At 59.0% G+C, this 24394-nt stretch carries 21 protein-coding genes; 2 read left to right on the forward strand and 19 right to left on the reverse strand.

Annotated features, from left to right (window positions below; genetic code table 11):
* Positions 1-113: 113 nt before the first annotated feature.
* The 8 genes from ACN1C3_RS24570 to argH form a co-directional block, all read right to left on the reverse strand.
* Positions 114-1286 carry an MFS transporter gene (locus tag ACN1C3_RS24570; protein WP_419118337.1) on the reverse strand — a complete coding sequence of 391 codons (1173 nt, stop codon included), beginning with the start codon at positions 1284-1286 and terminating at the stop codon, positions 114-116.
* Between the two features lie 152 nt (positions 1287-1438).
* Entirely contained in the window at positions 1439-2791 is a 1353-nt protein-coding gene (locus tag ACN1C3_RS24575) for an MmgE/PrpD family protein (protein WP_419118338.1), read from the reverse strand.
* The gene (locus ACN1C3_RS24580) at positions 2788-3675 is read right to left on the reverse strand and encodes a polysaccharide deacetylase family protein (RefSeq protein ID WP_419118339.1); all 888 of its coding nucleotides are present in this window, start codon (positions 3673-3675) and stop codon (positions 2788-2790) included. The genes ACN1C3_RS24575 and ACN1C3_RS24580 overlap by 4 nt, the downstream gene beginning before the upstream one ends.
* Positions 3668-4516, reverse strand: a complete 849-nt coding sequence (locus ACN1C3_RS24585) for a polysaccharide deacetylase family protein (RefSeq protein ID WP_419118340.1) — start codon at positions 4514-4516, stop codon at positions 3668-3670. The genes ACN1C3_RS24580 and ACN1C3_RS24585 overlap by 8 nt, the downstream gene beginning before the upstream one ends.
* Before the next feature lie 33 nt (positions 4517-4549).
* The gene (locus tag ACN1C3_RS24590; RefSeq protein WP_419118341.1) at positions 4550-5374 is read right to left on the reverse strand and encodes an ABC transporter substrate-binding protein; all 825 of its coding nucleotides are present in this window, start codon (positions 5372-5374) and stop codon (positions 4550-4552) included.
* A 42-nt stretch (positions 5375-5416) separates the two neighbouring features.
* Positions 5417-6181, reverse strand: a complete 765-nt coding sequence (locus tag ACN1C3_RS24595) for an amino acid ABC transporter ATP-binding protein (protein ID WP_419118342.1) — start codon at positions 6179-6181, stop codon at positions 5417-5419.
* Positions 6182-6201: 20 nt separating this feature from the next.
* The gene (locus ACN1C3_RS24600; protein WP_419118343.1) at positions 6202-7080 is read right to left on the reverse strand and encodes an amino acid ABC transporter permease; all 879 of its coding nucleotides are present in this window, start codon (positions 7078-7080) and stop codon (positions 6202-6204) included.
* Positions 7081-7141: 61 nt separating this feature from the next.
* On the reverse strand, positions 7142-8575 hold the full coding sequence (argH, locus tag ACN1C3_RS24605) for an argininosuccinate lyase (RefSeq protein ID WP_419118344.1): 1434 nt from the start codon (positions 8573-8575) through the stop codon (positions 7142-7144).
* A 304-nt stretch (positions 8576-8879) separates the two neighbouring features.
* On the opposite strand from argH, the gene ACN1C3_RS24610 reads away from it, so the two are divergent.
* Entirely contained in the window at positions 8880-9845 is a 966-nt protein-coding gene (locus ACN1C3_RS24610; RefSeq protein WP_419118345.1) for a LysR family transcriptional regulator, read from the forward strand.
* Between the two features lie 302 nt (positions 9846-10147).
* Here ACN1C3_RS24610 and ACN1C3_RS24615 read toward each other — a convergent pair whose 3' ends face one another.
* From ACN1C3_RS24615 to arnB, 9 genes are read right to left on the reverse strand one after another with little or no spacing between them, the layout of a single operon-like run.
* Complete coding sequence (locus tag ACN1C3_RS24615) at positions 10148-11755, reverse strand: ArnT family glycosyltransferase (RefSeq protein ID WP_419118346.1); 1608 nt, start codon at positions 11753-11755, stop codon at positions 10148-10150.
* A gap of 8 nt (positions 11756-11763) precedes the next feature.
* A complete protein-coding gene (locus ACN1C3_RS24620) occupies positions 11764-13143 on the reverse strand; it encodes a UDP-glucose dehydrogenase family protein (RefSeq protein WP_419118347.1) in 1380 nt (459 codons plus the stop codon).
* Positions 13140-13553, reverse strand: coding sequence for a 4-amino-4-deoxy-L-arabinose-phosphoundecaprenol flippase subunit ArnF (arnF, locus tag ACN1C3_RS24625; RefSeq protein ID WP_419118348.1), 414 nt, complete (start codon positions 13551-13553; stop codon positions 13140-13142). Before arnF ends, ACN1C3_RS24620 begins: the two co-directional genes overlap by 4 nt.
* Positions 13550-13894: a 4-amino-4-deoxy-L-arabinose-phosphoundecaprenol flippase subunit ArnE gene (gene arnE, locus ACN1C3_RS24630; protein ID WP_419118350.1), complete on the reverse strand. Its 345-nt coding sequence runs from the start codon at positions 13892-13894 to the stop codon at positions 13550-13552. Before arnE ends, arnF begins: the two co-directional genes overlap by 4 nt.
* The gene (gene arnT / locus ACN1C3_RS24635) at positions 13891-15540 is read right to left on the reverse strand and encodes a lipid IV(A) 4-amino-4-deoxy-L-arabinosyltransferase (protein WP_419118351.1); all 1650 of its coding nucleotides are present in this window, start codon (positions 15538-15540) and stop codon (positions 13891-13893) included. The genes arnE and arnT overlap by 4 nt, the downstream gene beginning before the upstream one ends.
* Positions 15537-16421, reverse strand: coding sequence for a 4-deoxy-4-formamido-L-arabinose-phosphoundecaprenol deformylase (gene arnD / locus ACN1C3_RS24640; RefSeq protein ID WP_419118352.1), 885 nt, complete (start codon positions 16419-16421; stop codon positions 15537-15539). The genes arnT and arnD overlap by 4 nt, the downstream gene beginning before the upstream one ends.
* A complete protein-coding gene (gene arnA, locus ACN1C3_RS24645; protein ID WP_419118353.1) occupies positions 16421-18412 on the reverse strand; it encodes a bifunctional UDP-4-amino-4-deoxy-L-arabinose formyltransferase/UDP-glucuronic acid oxidase ArnA in 1992 nt (663 codons plus the stop codon). The genes arnD and arnA overlap by 1 nt, the downstream gene beginning before the upstream one ends.
* Positions 18409-19428, reverse strand: a complete 1020-nt coding sequence (arnC, locus tag ACN1C3_RS24650) for an undecaprenyl-phosphate 4-deoxy-4-formamido-L-arabinose transferase (protein ID WP_419118354.1) — start codon at positions 19426-19428, stop codon at positions 18409-18411. Before arnC ends, arnA begins: the two co-directional genes overlap by 4 nt.
* Positions 19429-19433: 5 nt before the next feature.
* Positions 19434-20573, reverse strand: a complete 1140-nt coding sequence (arnB, locus tag ACN1C3_RS24655) for a UDP-4-amino-4-deoxy-L-arabinose aminotransferase (protein ID WP_419118355.1) — start codon at positions 20571-20573, stop codon at positions 19434-19436.
* A gap of 647 nt (positions 20574-21220) precedes the next feature.
* On the opposite strand from arnB, the gene ACN1C3_RS24660 reads away from it, so the two are divergent.
* Entirely contained in the window at positions 21221-22066 is an 846-nt protein-coding gene (locus tag ACN1C3_RS24660) for a site-specific integrase (protein ID WP_419118356.1), read from the forward strand.
* Positions 22067-22083: 17 nt separating this feature from the next.
* Here the strand turns inward: ACN1C3_RS24660 and ACN1C3_RS24665 are convergent, their stop codons facing one another.
* Positions 22084-22731, reverse strand: coding sequence for a hypothetical protein (locus ACN1C3_RS24665; protein ID WP_419118357.1), 648 nt, complete (start codon positions 22729-22731; stop codon positions 22084-22086).
* On the reverse strand, positions 22728-24023 hold the full coding sequence (locus tag ACN1C3_RS24670) for a methyl-accepting chemotaxis protein (protein WP_419118358.1): 1296 nt from the start codon (positions 24021-24023) through the stop codon (positions 22728-22730). The genes ACN1C3_RS24665 and ACN1C3_RS24670 overlap by 4 nt, the downstream gene beginning before the upstream one ends.
* Between the last annotated feature and the right edge of the window lie 371 nt (positions 24024-24394).

Below are 24394 nucleotides of genomic sequence, written 5' to 3' on the forward strand. Positions count from 1 at the left end.
TGTCTGGATCACCAGACAACCCTTTGAACGTTCCAGCATTTGGGGGAGGAACCGGCACAGTGTGCCGATCAACGGCATCGCTTACAAATTCATAATGATGCTGCTTAAGTGCATTATTTTTGAGCTATCGAGACTCTGCGTCCGCTCAAGAAACACAGCAAGCCGCCCAAGGCCGTCAGGGTGCTCAAGGCATAGAACATCGTGCTCGGCGCGGAGTGGGTCAGCAAGTAGCCGCAGATCACCGGGCTCAAGGCGCCGCCCAGGGCCGCGAGGTTTTGTGCGCCGTAATAACTGCCGCGTAATTCCTCGGGGGCGAGGGTATCGATGAAGAGAAATTCCGCCGGGTAAATGATCATCTCGCCAAGGGTGAAGACAAACATCGCCAGGCACCACGAGACCAGACTGTCGGCGTAGCTGAAGCCGATCAGCCCGAGAATGAACAGGCTGCTGCCCACGGCGATCCAGTAGCGCAGTTGCTCACGTTTCAGGAAACGGCCGATCTGATACTGCAAAAGGATCACGCTGATGGCGTTGCAGGCGAGGATCGCTGCCATGGTTTCCAGGGCTCTATGGGCGTCCTGGGTCACTAACAGGTACTGCGACAGGTACAGGGTGTACCGCCCATGGACGACGGTGCTGAGCAGGCAACCGCACGTGAACATGATCAGTGTGCGGTCGTTTTTCAGTGTCACCAGGGTATTGAGAAAACTTTGCGGTTTGTTGGGTGTGGTGCTGGTGTCTGCGGGAATCCCGCGCATCAGGAAGGTGCTGAAAAACGCGATGCCACCAGCGATCAGGAACGGCGCCAACGGCTGCACGCCGGATATCACCACCCCAAGCATGGGGCCGGTGGCGTAACCAATATTGGTCAGGGTGTAGCGCAGTGAGAACACCTTGGCCCGTTGGCCCATCGGCAGGTTTTCGCTGATGATCGCTTTGGAACCGATCAGAAACAGCGCGGACGCGGTTTCGGTGATCACCAGGGTCAGGGTGGTCAGGTACAGGTTCTGGGCGAAGGTCAGCAGGACGAAACCGACAGCGCTGGACAGCATTGCGAGGATCAGCAACCGGCGCTTTTCCAGGCGATCGATGATGTAGCCACCATAAAGTGCGAGCAGGGTGGCGATGAACACCGCGATGCCCAGCAACAGACCGACGTCCTGCTGGTTCAGGCCGAGCTTGTTACTGAGGAACAGCGTGAGCAAAGGGCTGGTGATGGCGCGGCTGACGACAATGGTCAGCGAGCAGATCATCAAACGGCGGATAACGAGCGAGTAAGTGGCCACGGTGGTGCACGAGTCCTTGTTTTATTCCTGCGTTTAGTTGAAGAGCTTGTGACTGCTTCGCAGTCATTCGCGGGCAAGCCCGCTCCCACAGGGATTGCGTGGTACCTGTGGGAGCGGGCTTGCCCGCGAAGAGGCCAGAGCAGACAACGCGTTTATTGAGCCAGCCACTGATCCAGCTCCCCAACAGACTCCAGTTCTTCAAGCCGCCACAATTGCTCCAGCAACTCTGCGGCCTGCTCCTTGGGCATCACCCGCTTCGCCAAACTGATAAATTTCTCCTCCAGTGCCCCGTCGCTCAACGGATTGCCCGGCGCGCCCAGCGGTACCTCGACACAGAGGCTGGCCTGACGCCCATCCATCGTGCGGACAGTGACCACTGGCTCGCCATCCTCTGACAGCTGCGGGTCCACATCAAGGTGAATGCGTTGCAGCCAACCGACAATTCGCGGGTCGGCACGTTGTTCATCGTTGTAGGCATCCAGCCGCACATGACCATAAACCAGCCGTGCGGCGAGGGCATAGGACAGGCTCATTTGCGCAGCGGCCAAGGTGCTGATATCGCGACCGCCGCACATGTCCTTTAAGAAGCCGCACAGGGAAACCTGAATGTCTTCCAGCTGATCAGCACTCACCTGCAACTGCTCAAGCAACACACCCAAGGCGTCGATGGCCGAGTGAGTGCCACGGCATGAGGCATAGGGTTTGATCGAGCAACGGGCAAGTTTCCAGACTTGGCCGAGTGTCTCGTCCAGAGCCTCGGGCACGGCATCGTCACCGGCCAGGGTCTTGAGAAAACCACCCCAGACATCATCGAACAGCTTCGATGGGCCACTGATGCCTTGTTGGGCAAAACGTGCCGCCAGCAAACCACCTTCGGCGGCGCGGCCGCTGTGAAGTTTTTTGCTTTGCGAGCCGTCATGGATAAAGCACCAGAGCCCACCGCTGAAGCTGCCGGCGATACCCAGTGCCGAGAGCATTTGTGCTTGATCGAGGCCAAGAATGCGGGCGCTGACCGCCGCCGCGCCGAACACTCCGCAGGTGGAGGTCGAGTGCCAGCCCGCGCCGTTATGGGCCGAATACCCACCGCAGGCTTCGAGGACCCGCCGGCCGACTTCATAACCGATAACCACAGCAGTGATCAGCTCGCGGCCGTCCAACGGTGTTGGCCTCAGGCTCACCGCGGCCATGACTGCGGGCAACACCACGGCACCGGAATGGTCGCAGCCACCCGTGTCATCCAGTTCCAGCGCGTGGGCGGCGATGCCATTGAACATCGCGGCCTGAGTGGCGCCGGTGCGCTGCCGGGTGCCCCAGACCGGCGCGTTGCCCGGCTCCAGACCCAGCGTCTGGCGCACGGTTGCGGCGATCTCGCTTCCGGCCCCGGCCAGCGTCGCGCCGACGGTGTCAAGGATGTGCCGTTTGGCTTTTTCCACCAGCTCGGGTGGCAGGTCTTCGAAGCGGGTGTCAACACAAAAGCGCGCCAGACGCTGCATTCGTTCGCTCATGGCAGGTACTCCCGATAGTGCCGCTCATACACCGCCGCCGGGTGGTCCTCGGCCGTTGGCGCTGCCGATTCGGTCCACCATTGGGCGACATCCGCTGCGGTGGCGATCCACACGTCATCGTGTTGCTGGATGCCCTTTAGCAGCTCGCGCAACACACCGATGCGACCCGGTGTGGCGATGATCTCCGGGTGCAGGCGCAGCACGTAGCACAGGCCGAAACGATGAAACCCGGCAAAATCCATCTGCAAGTTGCCCAGGGTATGGCTGTAGGAAGCGATCCGCGATTGCGCCGGCGGTACCGCCGGGCTGAGGTTGAAGGCGAAGTAGGGTTCGTCTTCGAGTTCATAGTGCAGCGGTAACTCGATCACTTGCGCTGTCGTGGGGTGGGCGAACGGCAGGTCATCCCCACGCCAGGACGACGACCAGCGAATGCCTTGCTCACGCAGCGCCTCGACAAAACCGGGCGCCCAGTTGCCGGCCGGGATGCGAAAACCCTGCGGGCGCTGGCCGGTGATATCCGCCAGCACCTGACAGCCCCGCGCCAGTGCGGTTGTTTGCTCGGCGAGGCTGAGGCTGTCGTAGTTCTCATGGCGGTAACCGGCACAGGCAATCTCGTGCCCGGCGGCCTGAATCGCGCGCATATGCTCGGGGTTTTCTTCGGCAACAATGCCGGGGATGCACCAACTGCTGGGTACGCCCAACTCCTCGAACAACCCGAGCAAGCGATCGACACCGCGCTGCGTGCCGTAGCGCCAGACCGACAGCGTCTTGTCACGCCCGGCGACTTCCGGGGCCTGGGTCAGAATGCCGTGGATGTCGTTGTAGTCGACGGTCAGCACCACAGCGCAGCGATAACCTGTTGGCCAAACACTGGACTCAGCCATGGTGATGCTCCTTGAGCCACCAGTGGGCGACCTCGCGGCAGGTGGCGAACCACACGTCATCGCGCTGACGCATGTGTTCGAAAAGGCGTTCGAGCAGCAGGATGCGACCCGGTTTGCCGGTAATTTTCGGGTGGAACAAGGTGGTCAGGCACAGCCCTTCATCGGCGGCGCCATCGAATTCGCGGCACCAGTTGTCCAGCGTCAGCTCGTAGCTGGCGGTGCGGTCCAGGCCGGACGGAAAGTCCGGTGCGCGGGTGTAGGCCAGCGAGGCGTAATCGTCCATTTCCCAGCGTCCGGGGATTTCCACCAGCGGCTGTTCATGGCCGGGTACCTGCACCAGGTACGGCCGGTCATCACCGCGCATGCTGCTGGAATAGATCACGCCGGCTTCCACCAGCATGGCCGGCGTTTCCGCCCGCCAGTCACCGGACGGTGTACGAAAACCTTCAGCGCGGATGTTCAGGTGCTGCCAGAACACCTCGCGGGATTTGTTCATGACGTCCTTCTGCTGCTCCAGGGTCAGGGCATAGAAGGACTCGTGTTTGTAGCCGTGATACGCCACTTCATGGCCTCGCTCGACAATCGCCTGGCACTGCTTCGGCCAGTTCTCCACGACCCAGGCTGGTACGAAGAAGGTCGTCGGAATCCGGAACTCGTCGAGCAGGTCGAGAATCCGCGGTAAAGCCCGATACGGGCCATAACCACCGAAGCCGAAATACTCGGGCTTGTGCCAGATCGAGCCATTGAGCATGGCATCGCCGGTGGGACCGTCGAGGTCAAACGCCAGGGCCAGACAGGCTTTGTGGGTACCGGGCCAAGTCGGTTGGGGCGAGGAGGACATTAGTGGCGGCTCCGTTACTTTGCGTTATTGAGGCTACTTGCCGTTATTAATAGTCACGGTCTCGATAGCGCCCAGGCCCAGATCCCACTTCTTCAGGATGGCCTGATAGCTGCCGTCGGCGATCATGCTTTGCAGAGCAACTTTGATCGCTTCGGCCAGCTCCGGGTTGCTCTTGCTGACACCCAGTCCCGTGAATTGCACGGAGATCGGTGTGCCAAGGGTCTTGAAGGTGTTGGCCTCCTGAGTCTTGAGGTACGACAAGGTTTCGCTGCCTTGCATCGCCGCGTCCAGACGACCCTGGCGCAGTTGCGCACGGGCATCGGCCGAGCCTTCGGAACCCACCACTTTTATCGCCGGTTTGCCGGCGGCTTCGCAGTTGGCCTTGCTCCACTCGGCGATTTCCGCCGGGAAGGTCGTCCGGCGGCTGGTGCCGACGGTTTTGCCACACAAGTCGATGCTGTCATTGATCCCGGTGTTTTTCTGCAAGGTGTAGAACTGCGGGCCGCTGGTGAAGTAGTCGACAAAGGTCACGGTTTTCTGCCGCTCGGCGGTGTCGGTCATGCCCGACAGCACGATGTCCACACGCTTGGTGGTCAGTGCGTTGATCATTTGCTCGAAGCCGGTTTCCTGCCAATTGACCTTCACCCCGAGACGTTCGGTCAGGGCATTGCCCAAGTCGTAGTCGAGACCGGTGAGGGTGTTGGTGGCCGGATCCTTGAAATCCATCGGCGGGTAGTTGGGCATGATCGCCGCAACGATTTCGCCCTTGCTCTTTATGTTGGCCGGCAACTCGGCGGCCCAGACTGCGGACGAAGCCAGGAGGCCGGTGATGACTGCTGGAATGACAAATTTCTTCATGGTCGTTCTCTTATGAGTTTTTTGTGAGCACCAACGAGGCGCCTAGGTTCGAACGGCAGAAATGAAGCTTTGGGTGCGTGGGTTTTGTGGACTTATTAGAATTTCTTCGGGGCTTCCAGCCTCCACGATCTGCCCGCCATCCATAAACACCATGCGGTTGGAGACTTCGCGAGCGAAGCCCAATTCATGGGTGACGACGATCATGGTCATGCCGGTCTGCGCCAAATCACGCATTACCGACAGCACCTCACCGACCAGTTCCGGGTCGAGTGCCGAAGTGGGTTCATCGAACAGCATCAGTTTTGGGCGCATGGCCAGGGCCCGGGCAATCGCTACCCGTTGCTGCTGGCCGCCGGACAGTTCGATCGGGTAGCTGTTGCGTTTGTCGGCGAGGCCGACCCGCGCCAGCAACTCCAGGGCATCTTCGATGGCTTCCTTGGGCGAGCGCTTGAGCACCTGGCAAGGGCCTTCGATGATGTTTTGCAGCACGGTCATGTGCGGGAACAGGTTGAACCGCTGGAACACCATGCCAGTGGCCAGACGCTGGCGGGCAATCTGCGCTTCGTTGAGCTCGTGCAGTTTGTTGCCGACGATACGGTAGCCCACCAGTTCGCCGTCGACCCAGAGCCCGCCCTTGTCGATCTTTTCCAGCTGGTTGACGCAACGCAGCAGGGTGCTCTTGCCGGAGCCGGACGGGCCGATCACGCACAGCACTTCGCCTTGTTCGACTTCCAGGCTGACATCTTTCAGCGCGTGGTAGGCGTCGTAGTATTTGTTGAGGCTGACAGCCTTTACGATGCTTCTCATGTTCAATTCTCCAGCGCGGCTTAAGAGCGCTTACCAGCGCCACGGGCGAAGCGACGCTCCAGGCGGCTTTGACCGAAGGACAAGACGGTGACGGCGGCCAGGTACCAGATGCCGGCGACGATCAGCAACTCCATCACCCGGGCGTTGGCGTAATAGATGTTCTGAGCGTTGTAGAGCAGTTCCGAGTACTGGATCACACTGGCCAGGGAGGTCATCTTGACCATGCCGATGAACTCGTTGCCCACCGGTGGAATGATGATGCGCATGGCCTGAGGCAGGATGATCCGGCGCAGCGCCTGCAAGCGCGGCATGCCGATCGACTTGGCGGCTTCGTACTGGCCGGTGTCTACCGAGAGCAAGCCGGCGCGTACCACTTCGGCGGTGTAGGCACCCTGGTTGATGCTCAAACCGAGGAGGGCAGCGATGAAAGGTGTCATCAGGCTGACGGTGTCCAGTTCGAACAGGCCGGGTATGCCGATGGTGGGAAAGATCAGCGCCAGGTTGAACCACAGCAGCAGTTGCAGGATCAGTGGCGTGCCGCGAAACAGCCAGGTGTAGGTGACGGCCACGTAGCGCAGGATCGGGTTCTGCGACATGCGCATAATCGCCGTGATGACGCCGATCACCACGCCCAGGGCCATGGCCAGAATCGCCATGACGATGGTGTTGAACAGGCCGAACAGGATCGCTTTGGAGGTCAGGAACTGGCCGATATACGACCACTCGATCTGGCCTTCGGCAAATGCCCGCACCAGTCCCAGCAAGGCGACGACGATCAGAGTGGCAAAGAACATTCGCCCGTAGTAACGCCGGGGTACGTGTTCGTACTGGGTAATGTCGAACTGGCTCTCGGCTTGCTTGCGCTCGGCAAGGAGGCGCTCTGCCTGGGTCTGGTTCATGTTGTTTCTCCGGATGCAGGCCGACGGCGCCTGCGGTCTATCAGTCATTCTGTAGGAGCGATCAGGGTTTCAGACGGAAGCCGTCGTACTGCGCGGCCCATTGTTGTTGTGCGGCCAGAGCGGCTTTCAGGCGGCTGATCTGCTCGCGCACCTGTTGCGGTGCGGTGCCACCCCAACCACTGCGAGCAGCGATGGCGGCTTCCAGGGTCAGGCTGTCGCGCACTTGCGGTGTCAACCGTGGATCGATCTCGGCGAGCAACGCCGGCGAGGCTTCCCACAGTTCGATGTCGTGTTTTTCGCAGGCCTGAACCAGGGCGCCGGTAATTTCGTGGGCTTCCTTGAACGGCACGCCGCGCACCGCGAGCCAGTCGGCGACTTCGGTGGCGAGGGTGAAGCCCAGTGGTGCCTGGCGACGCAGCTCTTCGACGTTGACCTTCATGGTCGCAACCATCCCGGCCATGGCCGGCAGCACCAGCAGCAAGGTATCGACGCTATCGAGTACGCCGTTCTTGTCTTCGCTCAAATCGCGGTTGTAGGACAGCGGCAGGGATTTGAGGGTGGAGAGCAGGCCGGTGAGGTTACCGATCAGGCGGCCTGCCTTGCCCCGCGCCAGTTCGGCGATGTCCGGGTTTTTCTTCTGCGGCATGATCGAGCTGCCGGTGGCGTAGGCATCATCGAGTGCGACCCAGCGGAATTGCCGGGATGACCATAGGCAAAATTCCTCGGCCAGACGCGAAATGTTGATGCCGAGCATGCTGGCGACGAACAGGAATTCAGCCACGTGATCGCGGCTGGCCACGGCGTCGATGGAGTTTTCGCAGACACCGTCGTAGCCCATTTCCTTAGCCGACTGCTGGGGCAGACGAGCGATGGCGGAACCGGCCATGGCCGCAGCACCCAAGGGTGACAGGGCGGTGCGGGCGTCCCAGTCCACCAGACGCTGTACGTCGCGCAGCATGGATTGGGCGTGCGCCAGCAAGTGGTGGGCGAAGACGATCGGTTGGGCTTGCTGCAAGTGGGTGAAACCCGGGCAGATGCTTTCGATGTGCTGCTCGGCCTGGTCCACCAGCGCCTGTTGCAGGGCCAGGATTTCGACCGTCAGGGTGCGGGCGTGGTCACGCAGAAACAGCCGCAGATCGTTGGCGGTCTGGTCGTTGCGTGAACGGCCGGCTCGCAGCTTGCCGCCCAGGGCGCCGAGACGTTCGGTAAGCAGGCGCTCGATGAAGGTGTGTACGTCTTCATCATCCAGCGTCGGGCTGATACGGCCTTCGCGAAAATCAACGCCGATTTGCTCAAGGGCATCAAGCATTTTCAGGGTTTCCTGCTCATCCAGCAGACCTGCGCGCTGCAGCTCACGGGCATGGGCCTTGGAGCCAGCGAGGTCGTACGGGGTCAAGCGGAAGTAGCGCTCAGGGCAGCGGGACAGCGCAGCCAAGGCCTCGGAAGGGCCGCTTTTGAAGCGTGCTCCCCACAAACGATCGGTAGGTTGAGTCATTTTTGTTTTCCTCGTCGGTAACACGAACTGAAGTCGGTACACATGTCCGTAACACGCGGTCGGGGCTTAATGAATTAAGTCGGACCGTGTTGAGGTCATGCGGTGTTCAAGAGGGCAGTTGCAAGTGGTGAGAGCTGATCAAAGTGTCAGCTTTAAATCGTTCGACATCAGCAGGTTGAGGCTGATCGGGCGGATTTATTTGTGGTTGCCAAGCCTTGTTTTCTGTGTTCATTATTATTGGTCGGCTATGTTTTTGTTGTTGAGCACAGCCTGTTGAATAAGGCGCGTGAGGTAAATAAGCATTATGGAAACCCCACTTTCCAATTCTGGAAACCCGTCGCCGAGGCCGGTGCATAGAGCACCTCTGGCGCTCAGTGGTCTGGACTTTAAACTGCTCAAAGTGTTCAAGGCAGTGGTCGAGGCAGGAGGCTTCAGTGCTGCCCAGAATGAACTGAATGTGGGCCTTGCGGCCATCAGCAAACAGATCTCGGATCTCGAAATTCGCATTGGCATGCGCCTGTGTACCCGTGGCCGCGAAGGGTTCTGCCTGACCGAAGAAGGCACTCTGGTGTATCAGGCGTCCATCGAGTTATTTGCCTCGGTCGATAACTTTCGAGATCGCCTTAGTTGCGCGCAGAATGAGTTGATTGGCGACCTTAGTGTTGGCGTTATTGACAACACTATTTCAGATGAGCGTTCGCCATTAGTGGCCGCATTGAGGCGGATTCATGATGAGTCGCCCAAAGTAAGGTTTCGACTTCATGCCTCGCAGTTAGATGAGGTGGAGCGAGGGGTAGTGGAAGGGCGTTTAGTCGCCGGAATAGTACCGGTTTATCAAAAAAGAGAAGAGTTTGATTACTTTAATCTCTACGAAGAGCGATCAGAGGCGTACTGCGCAGTCGGGCATGCGCTGTTCAACGCAGCGGACACTGACATGAGTGTCGATATACTCAAGGACCATCAGTTCATCAATCACCGTTACGCCATTCACCGGGATAAAGCCAACTTTGCCGTCTACGACAGTGATTCGGCATCGGCTTCTCAGGTTGAAGCCGTCGCGATGCTGATCAAGACTGGACGATTTGTCGGTTTTCTTCCGCAGCACTATGCGGCCGCACTGGTGGCGCGGGGTGAATTACGGGCGCTGCGGCCGGATCTGATCAATTTCAGCACGCCATTCAATCTGATATTGCGCCATAACACCGTTCGTAGCCCTCTGGTAAAAGCGTTCGCCAATGCGTTGGGTGTCGACCTGAAAAACCCTTCCTGAAGGGCTTACTCACCGGGCAACGGCCTGTAGCTGGGATGTTTTAGCGAGCGCTCAGAAGTGACTGTTTTGAATACCGCCAATGATGGATTGGTTAGTGGGTGAAGAGCTTTATTGCAAGTCGGTTTTACAGGTTGATTATGATCCGGTAGAGAGACGCTCATAGGTGGCGGCTACCGATAACGCTGTAGGACTTTGCTGCAAAAAATGCGTGCCTATGGAAATAGGCAGCGCTGTCAGAAATATTTCTGACGGCTGCATAGGAGGGGAGAGATTTATCGAACGGTTAGAGGGGCGCAAGCCGCTCAGGGTTGTGCTTGCGGCAATCGCAGCAGGACGTAGTCGTTCTTGTCGAAGCGTCCGGTCAGCAGTGGCTGCAATGTTGCGAAGCGGGTGCCTTGCAGGGCGAGGAGGTCGGATTTATCCATCACCACCCACGCGGGACCAGGCACTTGCTCAAGCGCTTGCGGCCCTTGAGTGAATGTCGGCTGCAGGTCCTGTTCGAAGTTGACCATGAATTTGATCGCCTTGGCGTCTTTTCCCATGCCGTGCAGGACCACGGGAGCCGGATCGCTCTGGATCAGTTCACGGGCGGCAACGGTGAAGGTGCGGGCGTCATACATTTCACGCTCGACAGGCTCGAATACCAGAATGTAACTGGACCAGACCGCCAACACTGCACAATACGCCAGCCCCAACGCTCGCCAACGGGATCTGAATAGCAGCACCAGTGCGACTAACTGCAGCACGCTCAGGAGTATCAGCACCGAACGGATCGAAGGCAGTTGCTCTGGAAACCGTCGTTGAGCGAACAATAGCCCGGCAATCAGCAAACCGGGGAGCAACAGCCAAACCCCCTGCATCAAGCCTCGAAGCCAGAGGAACACCCGGCCTTGCGTGACCTGGAACGGATAGGCTGCCACGATTGCCGCCATGGGCACCATCGGCAACAGGTAGCGGGCCTTTTTTGCCTGAGGTATGGACAAACCGATCATCACGATCAATCCGGCGGCCGTGCAAAACAGCAGCAAGCGCAGGGCCTGTCCTTGATGTTGGCGAGCGGTCCCTATCACGCAGGCTAAAACCAGCAGCGCCAAGGGGTAGGCCAACGCATAGTTGCCGAGCGAGCTACTGAAGTAATAGAACGCGCCGCTTGAGCCTTCACTGCCATCCATGCGTCCCATGAATTGCATGCGAATCACATCCTGCAGGAAGGCCGGGCCGCCGCTGACATGTGCCAGCCACAGCAGCACGCCGACGCATATCAGCAGTAGAACCAAGGCCAACACGCCAACACTGAAAAACCGCCGCCATTGACCGCTCAACAGGTAGTAGCTGCACAGCATTCCGGTGGGAATCACCAGGCCTATGGGGCCGCGAATGGCGAACCCAAGCAACAGCAAGGCCAGTATCCAAAACAATCGCCGGGGCGCCGCAAAATGATCGGCGGCGTAGCCCAGGTAAAACACTGCAAAGGCCACCGCTGCCAGCATCTGGTCCAGCGACACTGCGCGGGTTTCCGTAATGAAGGTGTTGCTGAGCAGCATGAGCGCGATGCTGAGCAGTGCCCAGCGCTGTGAGTAAGGCGCGACCAGCCGATACATCAGCGTCACGATGACCGCAGAAGCGACGGCGCTGGGTAACCAGGCCGTCAGGCTGTTCACCTGCCCGAACGGTAGCGAGAGCAGGTAGACGACCAGTGTCGAGGCGCCAGAGTAATCGGCATAGGGTTCGCCATAGGTGGTCGGGAAGATGCTCGGTCCGTGACGGAGCATTTCCTGAGCAAACAGCACGAACCGTGAGTCAAAACCGATCACCGATTGGTGGTAAACCCCGGCGCAGAACAGCAGCAGCGCCAGCAGCCCCAGACCTAACGATTGTTGACGAATCCCTGTCGATGGATATGCGTGCACACGGCCTCCTAGGCAATGACGGTAGAGGCTGGCCATTGTTGCTGAGGGATTGGCAGGTTGCGCGACTCGCCACGACCCATCGGGAAGTACTTGAAGCCTTTGCGAGCCAGACGTTCGGCGTCATACAGGTTGCGGCCGTCGAAGATCACCGGGGCTTTGAGACGTTCCTCGATCAATTTGAAATCCGGCGCCTTGAACTGTTGCCATTCGGTGCAGACGATCAAGGCATCTGCGCCCACCAGGGCGGACTCTGGCGTACCCATCAGCGACAGGTTCTGTTGATCCGGGTACAGGCGTTGGGTTTCCTGCATGGCTTCAGGGTCGAAGGCTCGTACCTGTGCACCGGCAGCCCACAAGGCTTCCATCAGTACCCGGCTTGGCGCATCGCGCATGTCGTCGGTGTTGGGTTTGAATGCCAGGCCCCAGAGGGCGAAGGTCTTGCCCTTTAGGTCGCCTTTGTAGAATGCGTTGATGCGCTCGAAAAGCTTGTGTTTCTGCCGCTCGTTGATGGCCTCGACCGCCTGCAGCAGGTCGCTGGAGCAGTTCGCTTCCTGGGCACTGTGGATCAGGGCGCGCATATCCTTGGGGAAACACGAACCGCCATAGCCGCAGCCAGGGTAGATAAAGTGGTAGCCGATGCGCTGGTCCGCACCAATGCCCATGCGTACGGCTTCGATATCCGCACCCAGGTGTTCGGCCAGTTCTGCAATCTGGTTGATAAAGCTGATTTTGGTCGCGAGCATGCAGTTGGCCGCGTACTTGGTCAGTTCGGCACTGCGCAGGTCCATGAATATGATGCGGTCATGGTTGCGGTTGAAGGGGGCGTAGAGGTCGCGCATCACTTCACGCACTTCCTCACGTTCGCAACCGATGACGATGCGGTCAGGGCGGCGGCAGTCACTGACGGCCGAGCCTTCCTTGAGGAATTCCGGGTTGGAGACAATATCGAACTCCAGGGTACGCCCGGCTTTCTTCAGCACTTCTTCAATGTGCGCGCGCAGGGTGTCGCCGGTGCCGACCGGAACTGTGGATTTTTCCACGAGAATCAGCGGTTCGACCCGGTGGCGCGCAACGGCGTCACCCACGGACAAGACATATTTCAGGTCGGCCGAGCCGTCCTCGTCCGACGGCGTGCCGACAGCGATGAACAACACCTGCCCGTGCTCGATCGCCAGCTTCTCGTCGCTGGTGAAATGCAGGCGCCCGCTCTCCAGGTTCTCCTTGACCATGCTCTCCAGCCCTGGTTCAAAGATAGTGACGTGGCCTTTCTGCAGCATTTTGATCTTGTTCTGATCGACGTCCATGCACACGACATCATGACCGACTTCAGCCAGGACAGTCGCCTGCACCAGACCGACATAACCGCTACCAATTACACTGATTTTCATGAGGCATTCCTGACTTCTGGGGCGCTGGCAGTTCGAGAGTTAATGGTGATGACACCGAGGATGACCAAGGCTACCCCGAGTGTTTTGGAAAGACTGAAGTTTTCGTTGAATAGCGGCAGGCTGGCGGCCAACAAGTACACCAGTGCATAGCTGATACTCAACAGCGAGTAGGCCCGACCCAGCGGCAGATCGCGCAAAGCGGCGAGCCAGCACAGCATGGACAGGGCGTAAGCGAAGATCGACGCAAGCACCACGCCGATCGCGAGCAGGTCGATGCTGCCGTTGCTCAGGGCCTGCAGCCACTGATCGGGCAGCGGCAAATGGCTCATGCTCCAGCGCATGCCCAATTGGGCTGCACTGACCAGCGCCACACTGCCCATGGCAAAGGTAATTCCGCGGCGAAGGCTCATGCGTGCCTCCCAAGCAGAACGACGCCGGCGATGATCAGCGCAACGCCAATCCAGTGACGTCGATCAATGGTTTCGTGGAAGACGAAGTGGGCGGCCAGGGTGATCAGCACAAAATTGAGGCTGAGCATCGGGTAGGCGACACCGACTTCCAGGCGCTGCAGCACCAGCAGCCACACCAGCAGGCCAAAGCCCAGGCACGCCAGCGCAAGCCACAACCAGGGCGAAAACAGCTTCTCGCCCCAGCCGGAGTCTTTACCGCGCCAGCTTTCCACGGCGTATTTTTGGGAAATCTGACCCATGCAGGTCAGCAGGCAGGCCGTCAACAGCAGAATCAGGGTCATGGCGCGCTCTGCGGGATGATCAGAATGACCATGTTGCCTTGCTCGTAATGCTTGCCTTCCTTGGGCAGCAGTTCGAGCTCGCGGATTTCGTCGTCACCCTTGACGCGCATGACCACACCGACCGGGCCCGATTTGCGGGCTTCGCTCATCCATTGCTGCACGTGCTCGGTATCGACCCGACGCGCAGCGGCGTCCGGATAATCCAGGCCGTATTTTACTTCGCCAATGGTGTTGTACAACGCTACTTCAGGGCGTTGCAGACGCCAGGCTACTGCGGATGCGGCCCCCAAATCATTGCTCAGCAGACTTTTGGTCTGGCTGAGTTCGTCAATGTGCTGGAGGACGAACTGGTCGGGCATTTTGTTGTAGACCACCGAGTGCGGCAATGCGGCCGGCAGAATAGCAATCAGCAGCCAGCTGCCGATTGCCGGTGCAGCCCATGCGCTCAAAGGTCGGAACACCAGCACCAGGTTGGACAGGATCCAGCCCATGAGCACGATGAACACCAGCACCAGACTGTGCATTTCATCGACATACACGGGTTTTTTCAGTTGCAGGTAAACCATGGCCAGCAGGGTGATCAGACCAATGGCCAGGTTCAGCAGGCCATTGATCTTGAACAGTCGGCTTTGCCCCAGGTTCAGTCGGTCAATCAGTGCATTGCCCATCAACAGCGCCAAGGGCAACAGGCACGGCAGGATGTAGGTCGGTAACTTGCCTTTGCTCAGGCTGAAAAACGCCAGCGGCAGGACCAGCCATAGCAGCAGGAACCCAGTGCTGGCCTGACGTTTGGTTTGCCATGCTTGCTTGAGCGCCGAAGGCAGGAACGCCGCCCAGGGCAGGCTGAACGCGACCAGCATAGGCAGATAGAACCACCACGGCGACGCATGCTGCGCGTCTTCACCGGCAAAGCGGCGAATGTGCTCGTGCCAGAAGAAGAAACGCCAGTAGTCGGGCTCCTGCGCATGTACGGCCAGGACCCACGGCAGACTGACGACAATCGCGACCACGATAGCCACCGGGCCGTACACCAGCAGCTCACGCCAGCGTTTTTGCCAGATCATGTAGGGCAGGGCGATCAATACCGGAAGCAACCAGGCCAGGAAACCCTTGGTCAGGAAGCCCATGCCGCAGGCCAGACCCAGGGTTGCCCAACTCATCAGCCGCCCATTGCGACTGCTGCTGTCCAGTGCGAACCACAAGGCCACCAGGCTCAGGTTGACCCAGAAAGTGAATTGCGGGTCGAGGTTGGCGTAGCCCCCTTGACCGGCGATCACGGCGAAACTCATGTAGAGCAATGCGCTGGCGATGCTTTTGCGCGGATCGTTCCAGAGTCTGCGTGCGATCAGATAGGTCAGCACGATGCTCAGACCGGTCGAGAGTGCAGACGCAATGCGCACACCGAACAGGTTGTCCCCGAACATCGCCTGGCCGATGGCGATCATCCAGTAACCGGCAATCGGTTTCTCGAAGTAACGCAGGCCCATGAAATGGGGCGACACCCAGTTGCCACTCAGGAGCATTTCCTGACTGACCTGGGCGTAGCGGGTTTCATCCGGAATCCACAGGCCATGTGTGCCCAGCGGCAACAGATAGACCAGACCGAAAGCGATCAGCAGTAACGGCAAAGCCCAGCGTTTGCTCATTCGCCTTGCACTCCCAACCATCCTTCACGGCCTTCAAGGGCACCACGTAGCACGCGGCCCTGAGGCAGGGTTGTAGGCTGGGCGGGCAACAAATCACCCAAAGGCTGGAACTGGATGTCGCGCTGACGCGCATCGACCAGTAATTGACGGAAATCGTTAGCCATCAGAATCCCTTCTACCTCGGCATGTATCGTATATACGTTCAGCTTCGAGGGGCTGAATCGGTCAAGAATGTATGAGTTGAACTCATTGGCTGCAACAACGGGCCCCACCACCTCATCGAAGGTTGGCAAGTCGACCGGAATCTGTGGCGTGCCGAGACTGCCGTCTGCCAGCCGTGGCTGGAACAGGCTTTGTCCGCGACAATCGCTGTTGTAACGAAAGCCAAAACGCTGCTTGGCTTCAATGACCCGCTCGTCGGCACGCCAACCGGCAGCCGCCGAACAGTCCACGGTCTGCCCGAGAATATCGCTGAGGGTGTCTACGCCCCGACGAATCTGCTCGATCAGGTCCGCGTCACTCCAGCGCCCTGCGTTGGCTTGCCAGCCATGGTGATCCCAGGCGTGCAAACCGACTTCATGGCCAGCCGCGAGGGTCTGGCGCATCAGGTGGCCCAGGTCACGGCCGATGGGCTTGCCTGGCCAGGCAGTGCCGGCCAGCAAGATGTCCCAGCCGTACAGACCCGCGGCATTGGAGCGCAGCATTTTCCAGAGGAACTGCGGACGGATGAGGCGCCACAAGTGGCGCCCCATGTTGTCCGGACCAACGCTGAAGAAAAACGTTGCCTTGACTTGTGCTTCATCGAGCATCTCCAACAACCGGGGTACCCCCTCACGGGTACCTCGGTAGGTGTCGACATCGATCCGAAGACCTGCCTGCATCAGCGCTTGTCCGCGATTTCGAGCATGGCTTCGCGCAGGAAGAAGTCCAGCGTGTTACCGATGGTTTCGCTCATCTCGACGGTCGGCGTCCAGTCCAGCAGGCGCTTGGCGTTTTCGATGCTTGGCTTGCGGTGTTCCACGTCCTGGTAGCCAGCGCCGTAGAACGCCTTGCTCTCTACGTCGCGGAAACCGGCGAACGGAGGGAAGTTGGCGCGCAGCGGGTGAGCTTCGAACTGACGCAGCAGCTCTTCGCCCAACTGACGGATGCTGGCTTCGTTGTCCGGGTTACCGATGTTGATGACCTGACCGTTGCAAGCGTCATTTTCGTTATCAACGATACGGGCCAGAGCTTCGATACCGTCGGCGATGTCAGTGAAGCAGCGCTTCTGCTCGCCGCCGTCGAACAGACGGATCGGGGTGCCTTCCACCAGGTTCAGGATCAGTTGGGTGATGGCGCGGGAGCTACCGATGCGGGCCGAGTCCAGACGGTCCAGACGTGGACCCATCCAGTTGAACGGACGGAACAGAGTGAAGTTCAGACCTTTGGCGCCGTAGGCCCAGATTACGCGGTCCAGCAGTTGCTTGGAAACCGAGTAGATCCAGCGTTGCTTGTTGATCGGACCAACGATCAGGTTTGAGGTGTCTTCGTCGAAGTTCTTGTCCTGGCACATGCCGTAGACTTCGGAAGTCGACGGGAAGATCACGCGCTTGTTGTACTTCACGCAGTAGCGAACCAGTTTCAGGTTCTCTTCGAAGTCCAGTTCGAATACGCGCAACGGGTTGCGGGTGTATTCGATTGGCGTAGCGATGGCCACCAGCGGCAGAACCACGTCGCACTTCTTGATGTGATATTCGATCCACTCGGAGTGAATGCTGATATCGCCTTCGACGAAGTGGAAGTTCGGGTGGCTGCGCAGACGCTCGATAGCGTCGGAACCGATGTCCAGACCGTAGACGTCGTACTTGTCGTCACGCAGCAGACGCTCGGACAGGTGGTTACCGATGAAACCGTTGACGCCGAGGATCAGCACGCGGGTGCGACGCGGGGTACGGCCCGACTCAGCGCCACGCAGTACGGAACCGTCGACCAGACCCAGTTCGTTGGCCAGTTGCGGGCCGCTCAGGTACAGACCGTTTTCGTTACGCTGACCCGAAGTGACGACCAGGGAGTCTTCGCCGCAAGCGATACGCAGTGGGTCGACGCTGATCACACGGCCTGGTGCCAGACCTTCGTTGCCCTTGACGACTTCAGCGCTCCAGACAATCAGTTTGTGCTCGCCCACGGCGCAGAAAGCACCCGGGTAAGGTTGGGTTACGGCGCGAACCAGGTTGAACAGCTCTTCAGCCGGTTTCTTCCAAACCAGCTTGCCGTCTGCCGCAGTACGACGACCGAAAACAGTGGCCTTGGATTCGTCCTGGGCGGTTTCGGTGATTTTGCCCTGAACCAGCAGCGGCAGTGTGTCGCGCAGCAGGCTGGAAGCGGCTTCACGCAATTTGCCATGCAGGCTCAGAGCGGTGTCGGTGCGATCAATCACAACGCGTTCCTGGGCGATGATCGCACCAGCGTCGGCACGTTTGACCATGCGGTGCAAGGTTACGCCGGTTTCGGTTTCGCCGTTGACCAGTACCCAGTTGGCCGGTGCGCGGCCACGGTAGGTTGGCAGCAAGGAGCCGTGCAGGTTGAACGCGCCTTTGCGGGCGGTAGCCAGCAGTTGCTCGCCCAGCAGGTTGCGGTAGTAGAACGAGAACAGGTAGTCCGGGTTCAGCTTGGCGATGCGCTCGATCCACAGCGGGTGGTTGGCGTCTTCCGGTGCGTGCACGGGGATGCCTTTGCGGGCGCACAGTTGCGCGACCGAGCCGTAGAAGGTGTTTTCCTTCGGATCGTCGGCGTGGGTAAACACGGCAGCAATCTCGAAACCTGCGTTGAGCAGTGCTTCGATACCTGCACAGCCAATGTCGTGGTAGGCGAAAACAACAGCTTTTGGATTCATGGAGAAACCTGATCGGAGACAGTGGAAGTTAGGCCGTCGACAGTGACGACGGGAGCAGGGGATGCGGGTTGGCTACGTAAAACCTTTTCGATGAAGAAGCGCGGACGTGCTCGTACGTCACTGTACATGCGCCCCAGGTATTCACCCAGCAGGCCCATGCCGATGAACTGGCCGCCCGTGAAGACGAAGAGTACGGCGAACAGAACGAAAGAGCCGTTGCCGGCCCAGCTGGCGCCGAATATCAGGCGCAGGAAGATCAGCAGGAAGGCAAACAGCGCTCCCAGTGCCGCCAGGCTGAAGCCAATGATGCTCAGCAGTCGCAGCGGGGTAGTGGTCATGCAGGTCAGCAGATCGAACATCAGGCTGATCAGGCGCATCGGGCTGTACTTCGATTCGCCATGTTCACGCTCGGCGTGCTCGACCAGAATCTCGGTGGTGTGACGGGCGAAGCTGTTGGCCAGAATCGGGATGAAGGTGCTGCGTTCACGGCAGGCCAGCATGGCGTCGACGATGGTGCGGCGGTAGGCACGCAGCATGCAGCCGTAGTCGCTCATGGCGACACCGGTAGAGCGTTGCACTGCCAGGTTGATCAGTTTCGACGGCCAGCGGCGCAGGGCCGAGTCCTGACGATTGTTGCGCACGGTGGCAACGACGTCGTAGCCCAGTTCGGCCTGTTCCACCAGACGGGGGATTTCTTCCGGCGGGTTCTGCAGGTCGGCGTCAAGGGTAATGACCACATCGCCTTTGCAGTGCTCGAAACCGGCCATGATTGCTGCGTGCTGGCCGTAGTTGCGGTTGAGAATGACCGCAACCACTGAACTGCCTTCACGTTGGGCGGCGTCTTCGAGAATCTGTGCCGAGTTGTCGCGGCTACCATCATCGACCAGGACGATTTCATACTCGTGCTTGAGTTGCTGACAAGCCGCTTCGGTACGGCGAAGCAATTCAGGCAAGCTTTCTTCTTCGTTGTAGACCGGAATGACGATCGACACACACTTAATAGGATAAGGTCTCAAAGGCTTCAGTCCAGAATGGTTTCAATGGCACTTGCGACACGCTCGACATCATCGAGGGTCATGTCCGGGAACAAAGGAATCGAACACAGACGTGCCGAATTCCATTCAGTGTTGGGTAAATGGATATCAGGGAACCGCTGGCGGTAATAGGTATGCAGATGGGTCGCGACGAAGTGGATGCCGCTGCCGATGTTTTGCTCCTGCAACGCCTTCATGAACGCATCACGATCGAGCCCGCAACGCTCAGCGTCGATGCGCAGGATGAACAGGTGCCAGGCATGTTGCTGCGGGTAGTTCGGCAGTTTCAGTGGCTCTACCGGCAAGCCGCTCAAGCGCTGCAAATAGGCCTGTGCCAGCTGTTCGCGCTTAGCGTTGATTTCATCCAGGCGTTGCAGTTGCACCAGCGCGATCGCGGCGTTGATATCGGCCAGGTTGTACTTGAAGCCGGGTTCGATAACCTGTGCCTGGGGCTTGCGGCCGTGGGTCAGACGATCGTAGGCATCAACTCCCAAACCGTGAAACTTGAGCATCCGCACCCGATTGGCGAGTGCCTCATCGTCGCTGACGAACATCCCGCCTTCAGCACAGGTCATGTTCTTGATCGCGTGAAACGAGAAGATCGCAGTGCCTTGGGCACCGACCGCGCGGCCGCGATATAGCGTACCGGCGGCATGTGCGGCGTCCTCGATAACCGGGATGCCATGCCGAGCGGCCAGCGCATAAAGTGGATCGAGGTCAAAGGCCGCGCCGGCGTAATGCACCGGGATGATTGCCTTGGTGCGTGGGGTAATTGCCGCCTCAATGGTTTGGATGTCAGTCATCAAGGTGTCGCGGTCAATATCGACGAAAACCGGTGTCGCACCCAACAGGCAGATCATGTTGGCAGTGGAGACCCAGGTTTGCGAAGGTGTGATCACTTCGTCGCCAGGACCGATTCCCAATGCCAGCAAGGTGATGTGCATCGCGCCCGTAGCAGAAGACAGCGCGACAGCATGCCGACAGCCAACCCGCTCTGCGAATTGCTCTTCGAGCTGCTGGTTTTTCGGGCCGGTGGTAATCCAGCCGGAGCGAAGCACCTGTTCTACAGCAGCAATTTCTTCATCGCCAATGCTGGGACGTGAGAAAGGGAGAAACGGCTGGTTCATCGATACCTCTGGGCAAAGCGGGTAGGGTTTGAAACAAAAAAACGGTTAACACGGAAGACATTCAGGGGACGTTGTTCAATCTGGTCATTCGACAGGGTCCATTACAGAGCGTAGTAACTGGCAGTCCGTGCACGCTTAGAGTAAGGACCATTCTGACGAAAAGTAAATAAGGATCAAGAGTTTATCTTCACAAACCTAATGATTTTCCGTTTGTGTTCATGGGTAGTGGCCTTTTTCGTCACCGGGGTGGCGTAACGATTCCATCGCGCCCAGATTAGGCCCGAAAATGTGAAACGAATATGAAAAACATGGCAAGAGACTGTTTATCTTAGGGGTAGACAGCTACTGTTCAGGGTTTCGCTCAGTTCCCCGGAAAAAATCCTTCAGGTGTTGCTCTTTACAGTCGCCGGGGGAGGCGTCTCGCGCTGATTATAATCGCAGTAACCGTCGCAGTGCACCCAGTCGGCTTAACCCAAAAGCGATGGAGTTGAGTTACTTTTACTTAAGGCCCGTCCAGATTGATTGATCTACCCGAAACCGATGCTCCGCAGGCCTGCAGCCCCGCATTAACAGTACCCGAGGGGAGAAGGGCCGTAAATCCACTGACACTTTATCTGAGCCGCCTGGCACCCTCCAGCCAACTAACCATGCGTTATGTGTTACAGGATGCTGCAGACCGATTGGGTTTCGAAGAGGTAAACATCGAAGAAGTGCCGTGGCATGAACTGCAACCTGGCGATGTCATCGCTCTGGTTGCGACGCTGCGCACCGATGGTTATGCGCCCAATACCTCTTCTTTGTACGTCAACGCCGTACGCGGCGTGATGAATGAAGCATGGCGTGCCAGTCTGATCACACAGGATCATCTGCTGAAGATGCGCTCCGTCAAAGCCATCGCGGGCACACGGTTGTCCCAAGGGCGAAATCTCAGGCGCACGTTGATTCAGGAACTGATGGCCGTCTGTGCGGCTGACCCAAGACCACAAGGGCTGCGGGACGCCGCGGTGATCGCGATCCTGTATGGCTCAGGCATGCGCAAATCCGAATCGGTGAATTTGCAACTCAACCAGATTGATTTCAATGAGCGCAGCTTGCGAGTCACCGGAAAAGGCAACAAGGAGCTGATCAAGTACGCACCGACCTGGGCATTCGCCAAGCTGGATGCGTGGCTGGAATTTCGGCGCTCGCAGTTGGTCGAGGGGCAGGATGATGATCCGTTTCTGTTCAACAGAATTCGTCGTGGCAGTCACATCACCCGTGAACGCATCACCAAACACGCGATTTATTACATCGCCCGACAACGCGGCGCGCAGGTCGGGGTGAAAATCATGCCCCATGATTTTCGTCGCTCATTCATCACCCGCGTGATCGAAGAGCATGACTTGTCGATCGCACAGAAACTCGCCCACCACACAAACATCCAGACGACCGCCAATTACGATGTTCGAGATGAAAATGAGCGTCGTCGGGCCATTGATCGGTATGACTTGTGAGTCGAACGGGATAAGCCTCAACCCAGATCACGACGAATGGCGTCGAGGCGTTCATCGAGCAGTGGCGTGAGGAGGGCGTAGCACTGCGCTGGGGTAATGGACACTGTCGAGGTGGTCATGAGGCCGCGTTGCAGCCGTTCGAGAGCGTCGAGTAGCGAGCGAGGAGCATGCCTGAGTAAGCGTTCGTGCAGGTACTGCAACTGGATCAGCATTTCCAATGGGCAGCTCTGATAGGCGGCGGCGCGTACCGACAGGCCGCGCAGCCGCCCCAGGTCTTCCAGCTCCCAACAACGCTCGGCGATGCTCGGGGGCTGCAGATTGAGCGCACAGCGATGCAATTCCAGGTGTTGGAGGGTGCCGAGCAAATCTTGCAACAACCGGCAATGACCCTCGAAATCCGCAGGATCGCGGCGTAACGCCTGCCAGGCCTGGCGTTGCGTGGAATACGGCCAGTCCCTCCAACGTGGGTCGAGCGAGTCACCCAGTGCCTGGCAGCGCTGCCGAGCTTCGCAGGTGGTCTGTCCACCGAGACCGCGATGCTGCTGCAGGCCTTGCAGCAGGTCGAGGCCCAGCAAGAGCGCCTGCCGCAGGCCAGCGTCACCCTGTGGCAGCCGGGTTCGTCGGGATTGCCCGTCATCGAATGCTGCGGCGAGTTGTAGGTTCATGGGCGGCGTCCAACGGTGAGCTGGTTGAGATAGCGGGTCAGGTCGTGCAACGCATGGGTCTGCGTGCTCTGCTCCTGCACAGCCCCATTGATCTGTTGCAACTGTTCACTGAGGGCATGATTGGCGTGTTGGTGCTCGCTGAGCGCCTGTTGCATGGCACCGAGGTGTTGCAGATTGGTTTGACTCCGCTGAGCCAGATCGTCGAGGTTGGCGGCAAGGTGCTCGCTCTGTCGGCTTCCGGCTTCCAGCAGGTCGCGGTGTTCTTTGACCTCGCTATCAACCTGGCGCACAGCCGTGGCGATCGCCGTCGCGGCCGTGGTGATTTCGCGAGTAGCCCGGTCGGTGGCCTGGGCCAGGCTACGGACCTCCTCGGCGACCACGGCGAAACCGCGACCGTGCTCGCCAGCGCGGGCCGCCTCGATGGAGGCGTTGAGTGCCAGCAGTTGGGTCTGCTTGGCCAGTGCCTGGATGCTATTGACGGTGCTTTCCACTGCTTTAGTGCGTTGCAGCAGCGCTTCCACGGCGTGTGCGGTATTGCCCAGACTGTGCTGAATGGCGAGCATGCTGCCACCGACCGAGCGCGCCTCCAGACAACCGGCCTCGCTCTGGGCATGGGCGTTGGCGAAGGCCGCCAGCGCACCTTGGGCCAAGGCATCAATGTTGTGCAGGGTCTGATCGATCTGCTCGCTGGCAGCAGCGATCATCGCGATCCGTTGGCTCTGTTCCTCACCCTGGTCGTGGGCCTGCTGGGCCATCTGTTCCAGGGCACGGCTGGCGAACTGTGCTTCGCTGCGCAGGCGTTCGCTGTTACGTAGTTGCATACTGGCGGCCACCAGCAGCGTCGCCGGGTCGGCATCCTGGGAACTGCGCAGCAGCCGAGCTAGCTCAGTGTTCCAGAATGTCTGTAGATGGCGTTGATGGCGCTCGCGCAGGTGCCAGGCGCAACCCAGGTAGAGGACGCCAGGTATCAGGGTCAGTGCGCTTGCGGGCTGTTCGGCCAGTGCGAGACCACAGGCGCCGAGGGCCAATCCGAGCGGTAACCAGAGTCCGATCCTGCTGCGATCGAGTAGGGCCATTCCAGGTTCGAACAATGCCCTGAGTGCTGTGCCAGAAGGGCTGGACCTGCCGACGCCGCTGTGCAGAGTTGCGATGGCATGACCCGAAGGGAGCATTCCTTGAGCAGGCATGAGGATTTCCTTTTGTGCCGGGATGAACGCAAAAACGGCGCACGCCCACCTTCCACAATGCAGAAGGGGAGCGGACGCCGTTGTCCGTGATGTTTGCGAAGCCATCGTTGTTGATGGCTCAAGCCTGAGCAGGCTTAAGCAAGTTGTTTGCCAGTCTGTGCTATCAACAACTGGTCAATGTGTCGCCCATAGGGTGAAACAGGCTGATTTCGCTGAGGTATGACGGGTAGGGCCGCAGACCGCCAATAAGAAAAACTGACCGTTTTTTTGTTTTTTTCAGCGCTGTAACAGGCAGGACGGAGGATCAATGCACCAGCAGCGGGAATTTGCCGAGCGGGTGCCCGGTTCTGGTTCGGGCCAATCAGGTCTGGACAGAGACCCAATCCAATCGCCCCCGGATTCAAAGGAGCAAAAAAAAGGCGCCCGAAGGCGCCAAAAACCACCTTAACCGAGGGAGGCCAGGTGAAGCCGTTCTA

Source organism: Pseudomonas sp. H11T01, assembly GCF_048515765.1.
Taxonomy (GTDB): Bacteria; Pseudomonadota; Gammaproteobacteria; order Pseudomonadales; family Pseudomonadaceae; genus Aquipseudomonas.

What these genes read in the sequence shown, in the direction of transcription:
- ACN1C3_RS24610 (WP_419118345.1), top strand. Translation starts at nt 8,880, where the DNA reads ATGGAAACCCCACTTTCCAATTCTGGAAACCCGTCGCCGAGGCCGGTG.
- arnB (WP_419118355.1), bottom strand. Translation starts at nt 20,573, where the DNA reads ATGAACCAGCCGTTTCTCCCTTTCTCACGTCCCAGCATTGGCGATGAA.
- ACN1C3_RS24660 (WP_419118356.1), top strand. Translation starts at nt 21,221, where the DNA reads ATGCGTTATGTGTTACAGGATGCTGCAGACCGATTGGGTTTCGAAGAG.
- ACN1C3_RS24595 (WP_419118342.1), bottom strand. Translation starts at nt 6,181, where the DNA reads ATGAGAAGCATCGTAAAGGCTGTCAGCCTCAACAAATACTACGACGCC.
- arnT (WP_419118351.1), bottom strand. Translation starts at nt 15,540, where the DNA reads ATGAGCAAACGCTGGGCTTTGCCGTTACTGCTGATCGCTTTCGGTCTG.
- ACN1C3_RS24600 (WP_419118343.1), bottom strand. Translation starts at nt 7,080, where the DNA reads ATGAACCAGACCCAGGCAGAGCGCCTCCTTGCCGAGCGCAAGCAAGCC.
- ACN1C3_RS24670 (WP_419118358.1), bottom strand. Translation starts at nt 24,023, where the DNA reads ATGGCTTCGCAAACATCACGGACAACGGCGTCCGCTCCCCTTCTGCAT.
- arnF (WP_419118348.1), bottom strand. Translation starts at nt 13,553, where the DNA reads ATGAGCCTTCGCCGCGGAATTACCTTTGCCATGGGCAGTGTGGCGCTG.
- ACN1C3_RS24585 (WP_419118340.1), bottom strand. Translation starts at nt 4,516, where the DNA reads ATGTCCTCCTCGCCCCAACCGACTTGGCCCGGTACCCACAAAGCCTGT.
- ACN1C3_RS24665 (WP_419118357.1), bottom strand. Translation starts at nt 22,731, where the DNA reads ATGAACCTACAACTCGCCGCAGCATTCGATGACGGGCAATCCCGACGA.
- ACN1C3_RS24575 (WP_419118338.1), bottom strand. Translation starts at nt 2,791, where the DNA reads ATGAGCGAACGAATGCAGCGTCTGGCGCGCTTTTGTGTTGACACCCGC.
- arnA (WP_419118353.1), bottom strand. Translation starts at nt 18,412, where the DNA reads ATGAATCCAAAAGCTGTTGTTTTCGCCTACCACGACATTGGCTGTGCA.
- argH (WP_419118344.1), bottom strand. Translation starts at nt 8,575, where the DNA reads ATGACTCAACCTACCGATCGTTTGTGGGGAGCACGCTTCAAAAGCGGC.
- ACN1C3_RS24620 (WP_419118347.1), bottom strand. Translation starts at nt 13,143, where the DNA reads ATGAAAATCAGTGTAATTGGTAGCGGTTATGTCGGTCTGGTGCAGGCG.
- arnE (WP_419118350.1), bottom strand. Translation starts at nt 13,894, where the DNA reads ATGACCCTGATTCTGCTGTTGACGGCCTGCCTGCTGACCTGCATGGGT.
- ACN1C3_RS24580 (WP_419118339.1), bottom strand. Translation starts at nt 3,675, where the DNA reads ATGGCTGAGTCCAGTGTTTGGCCAACAGGTTATCGCTGCGCTGTGGTG.
- arnD (WP_419118352.1), bottom strand. Translation starts at nt 16,421, where the DNA reads ATGCAGGCAGGTCTTCGGATCGATGTCGACACCTACCGAGGTACCCGT.
- ACN1C3_RS24590 (WP_419118341.1), bottom strand. Translation starts at nt 5,374, where the DNA reads ATGAAGAAATTTGTCATTCCAGCAGTCATCACCGGCCTCCTGGCTTCG.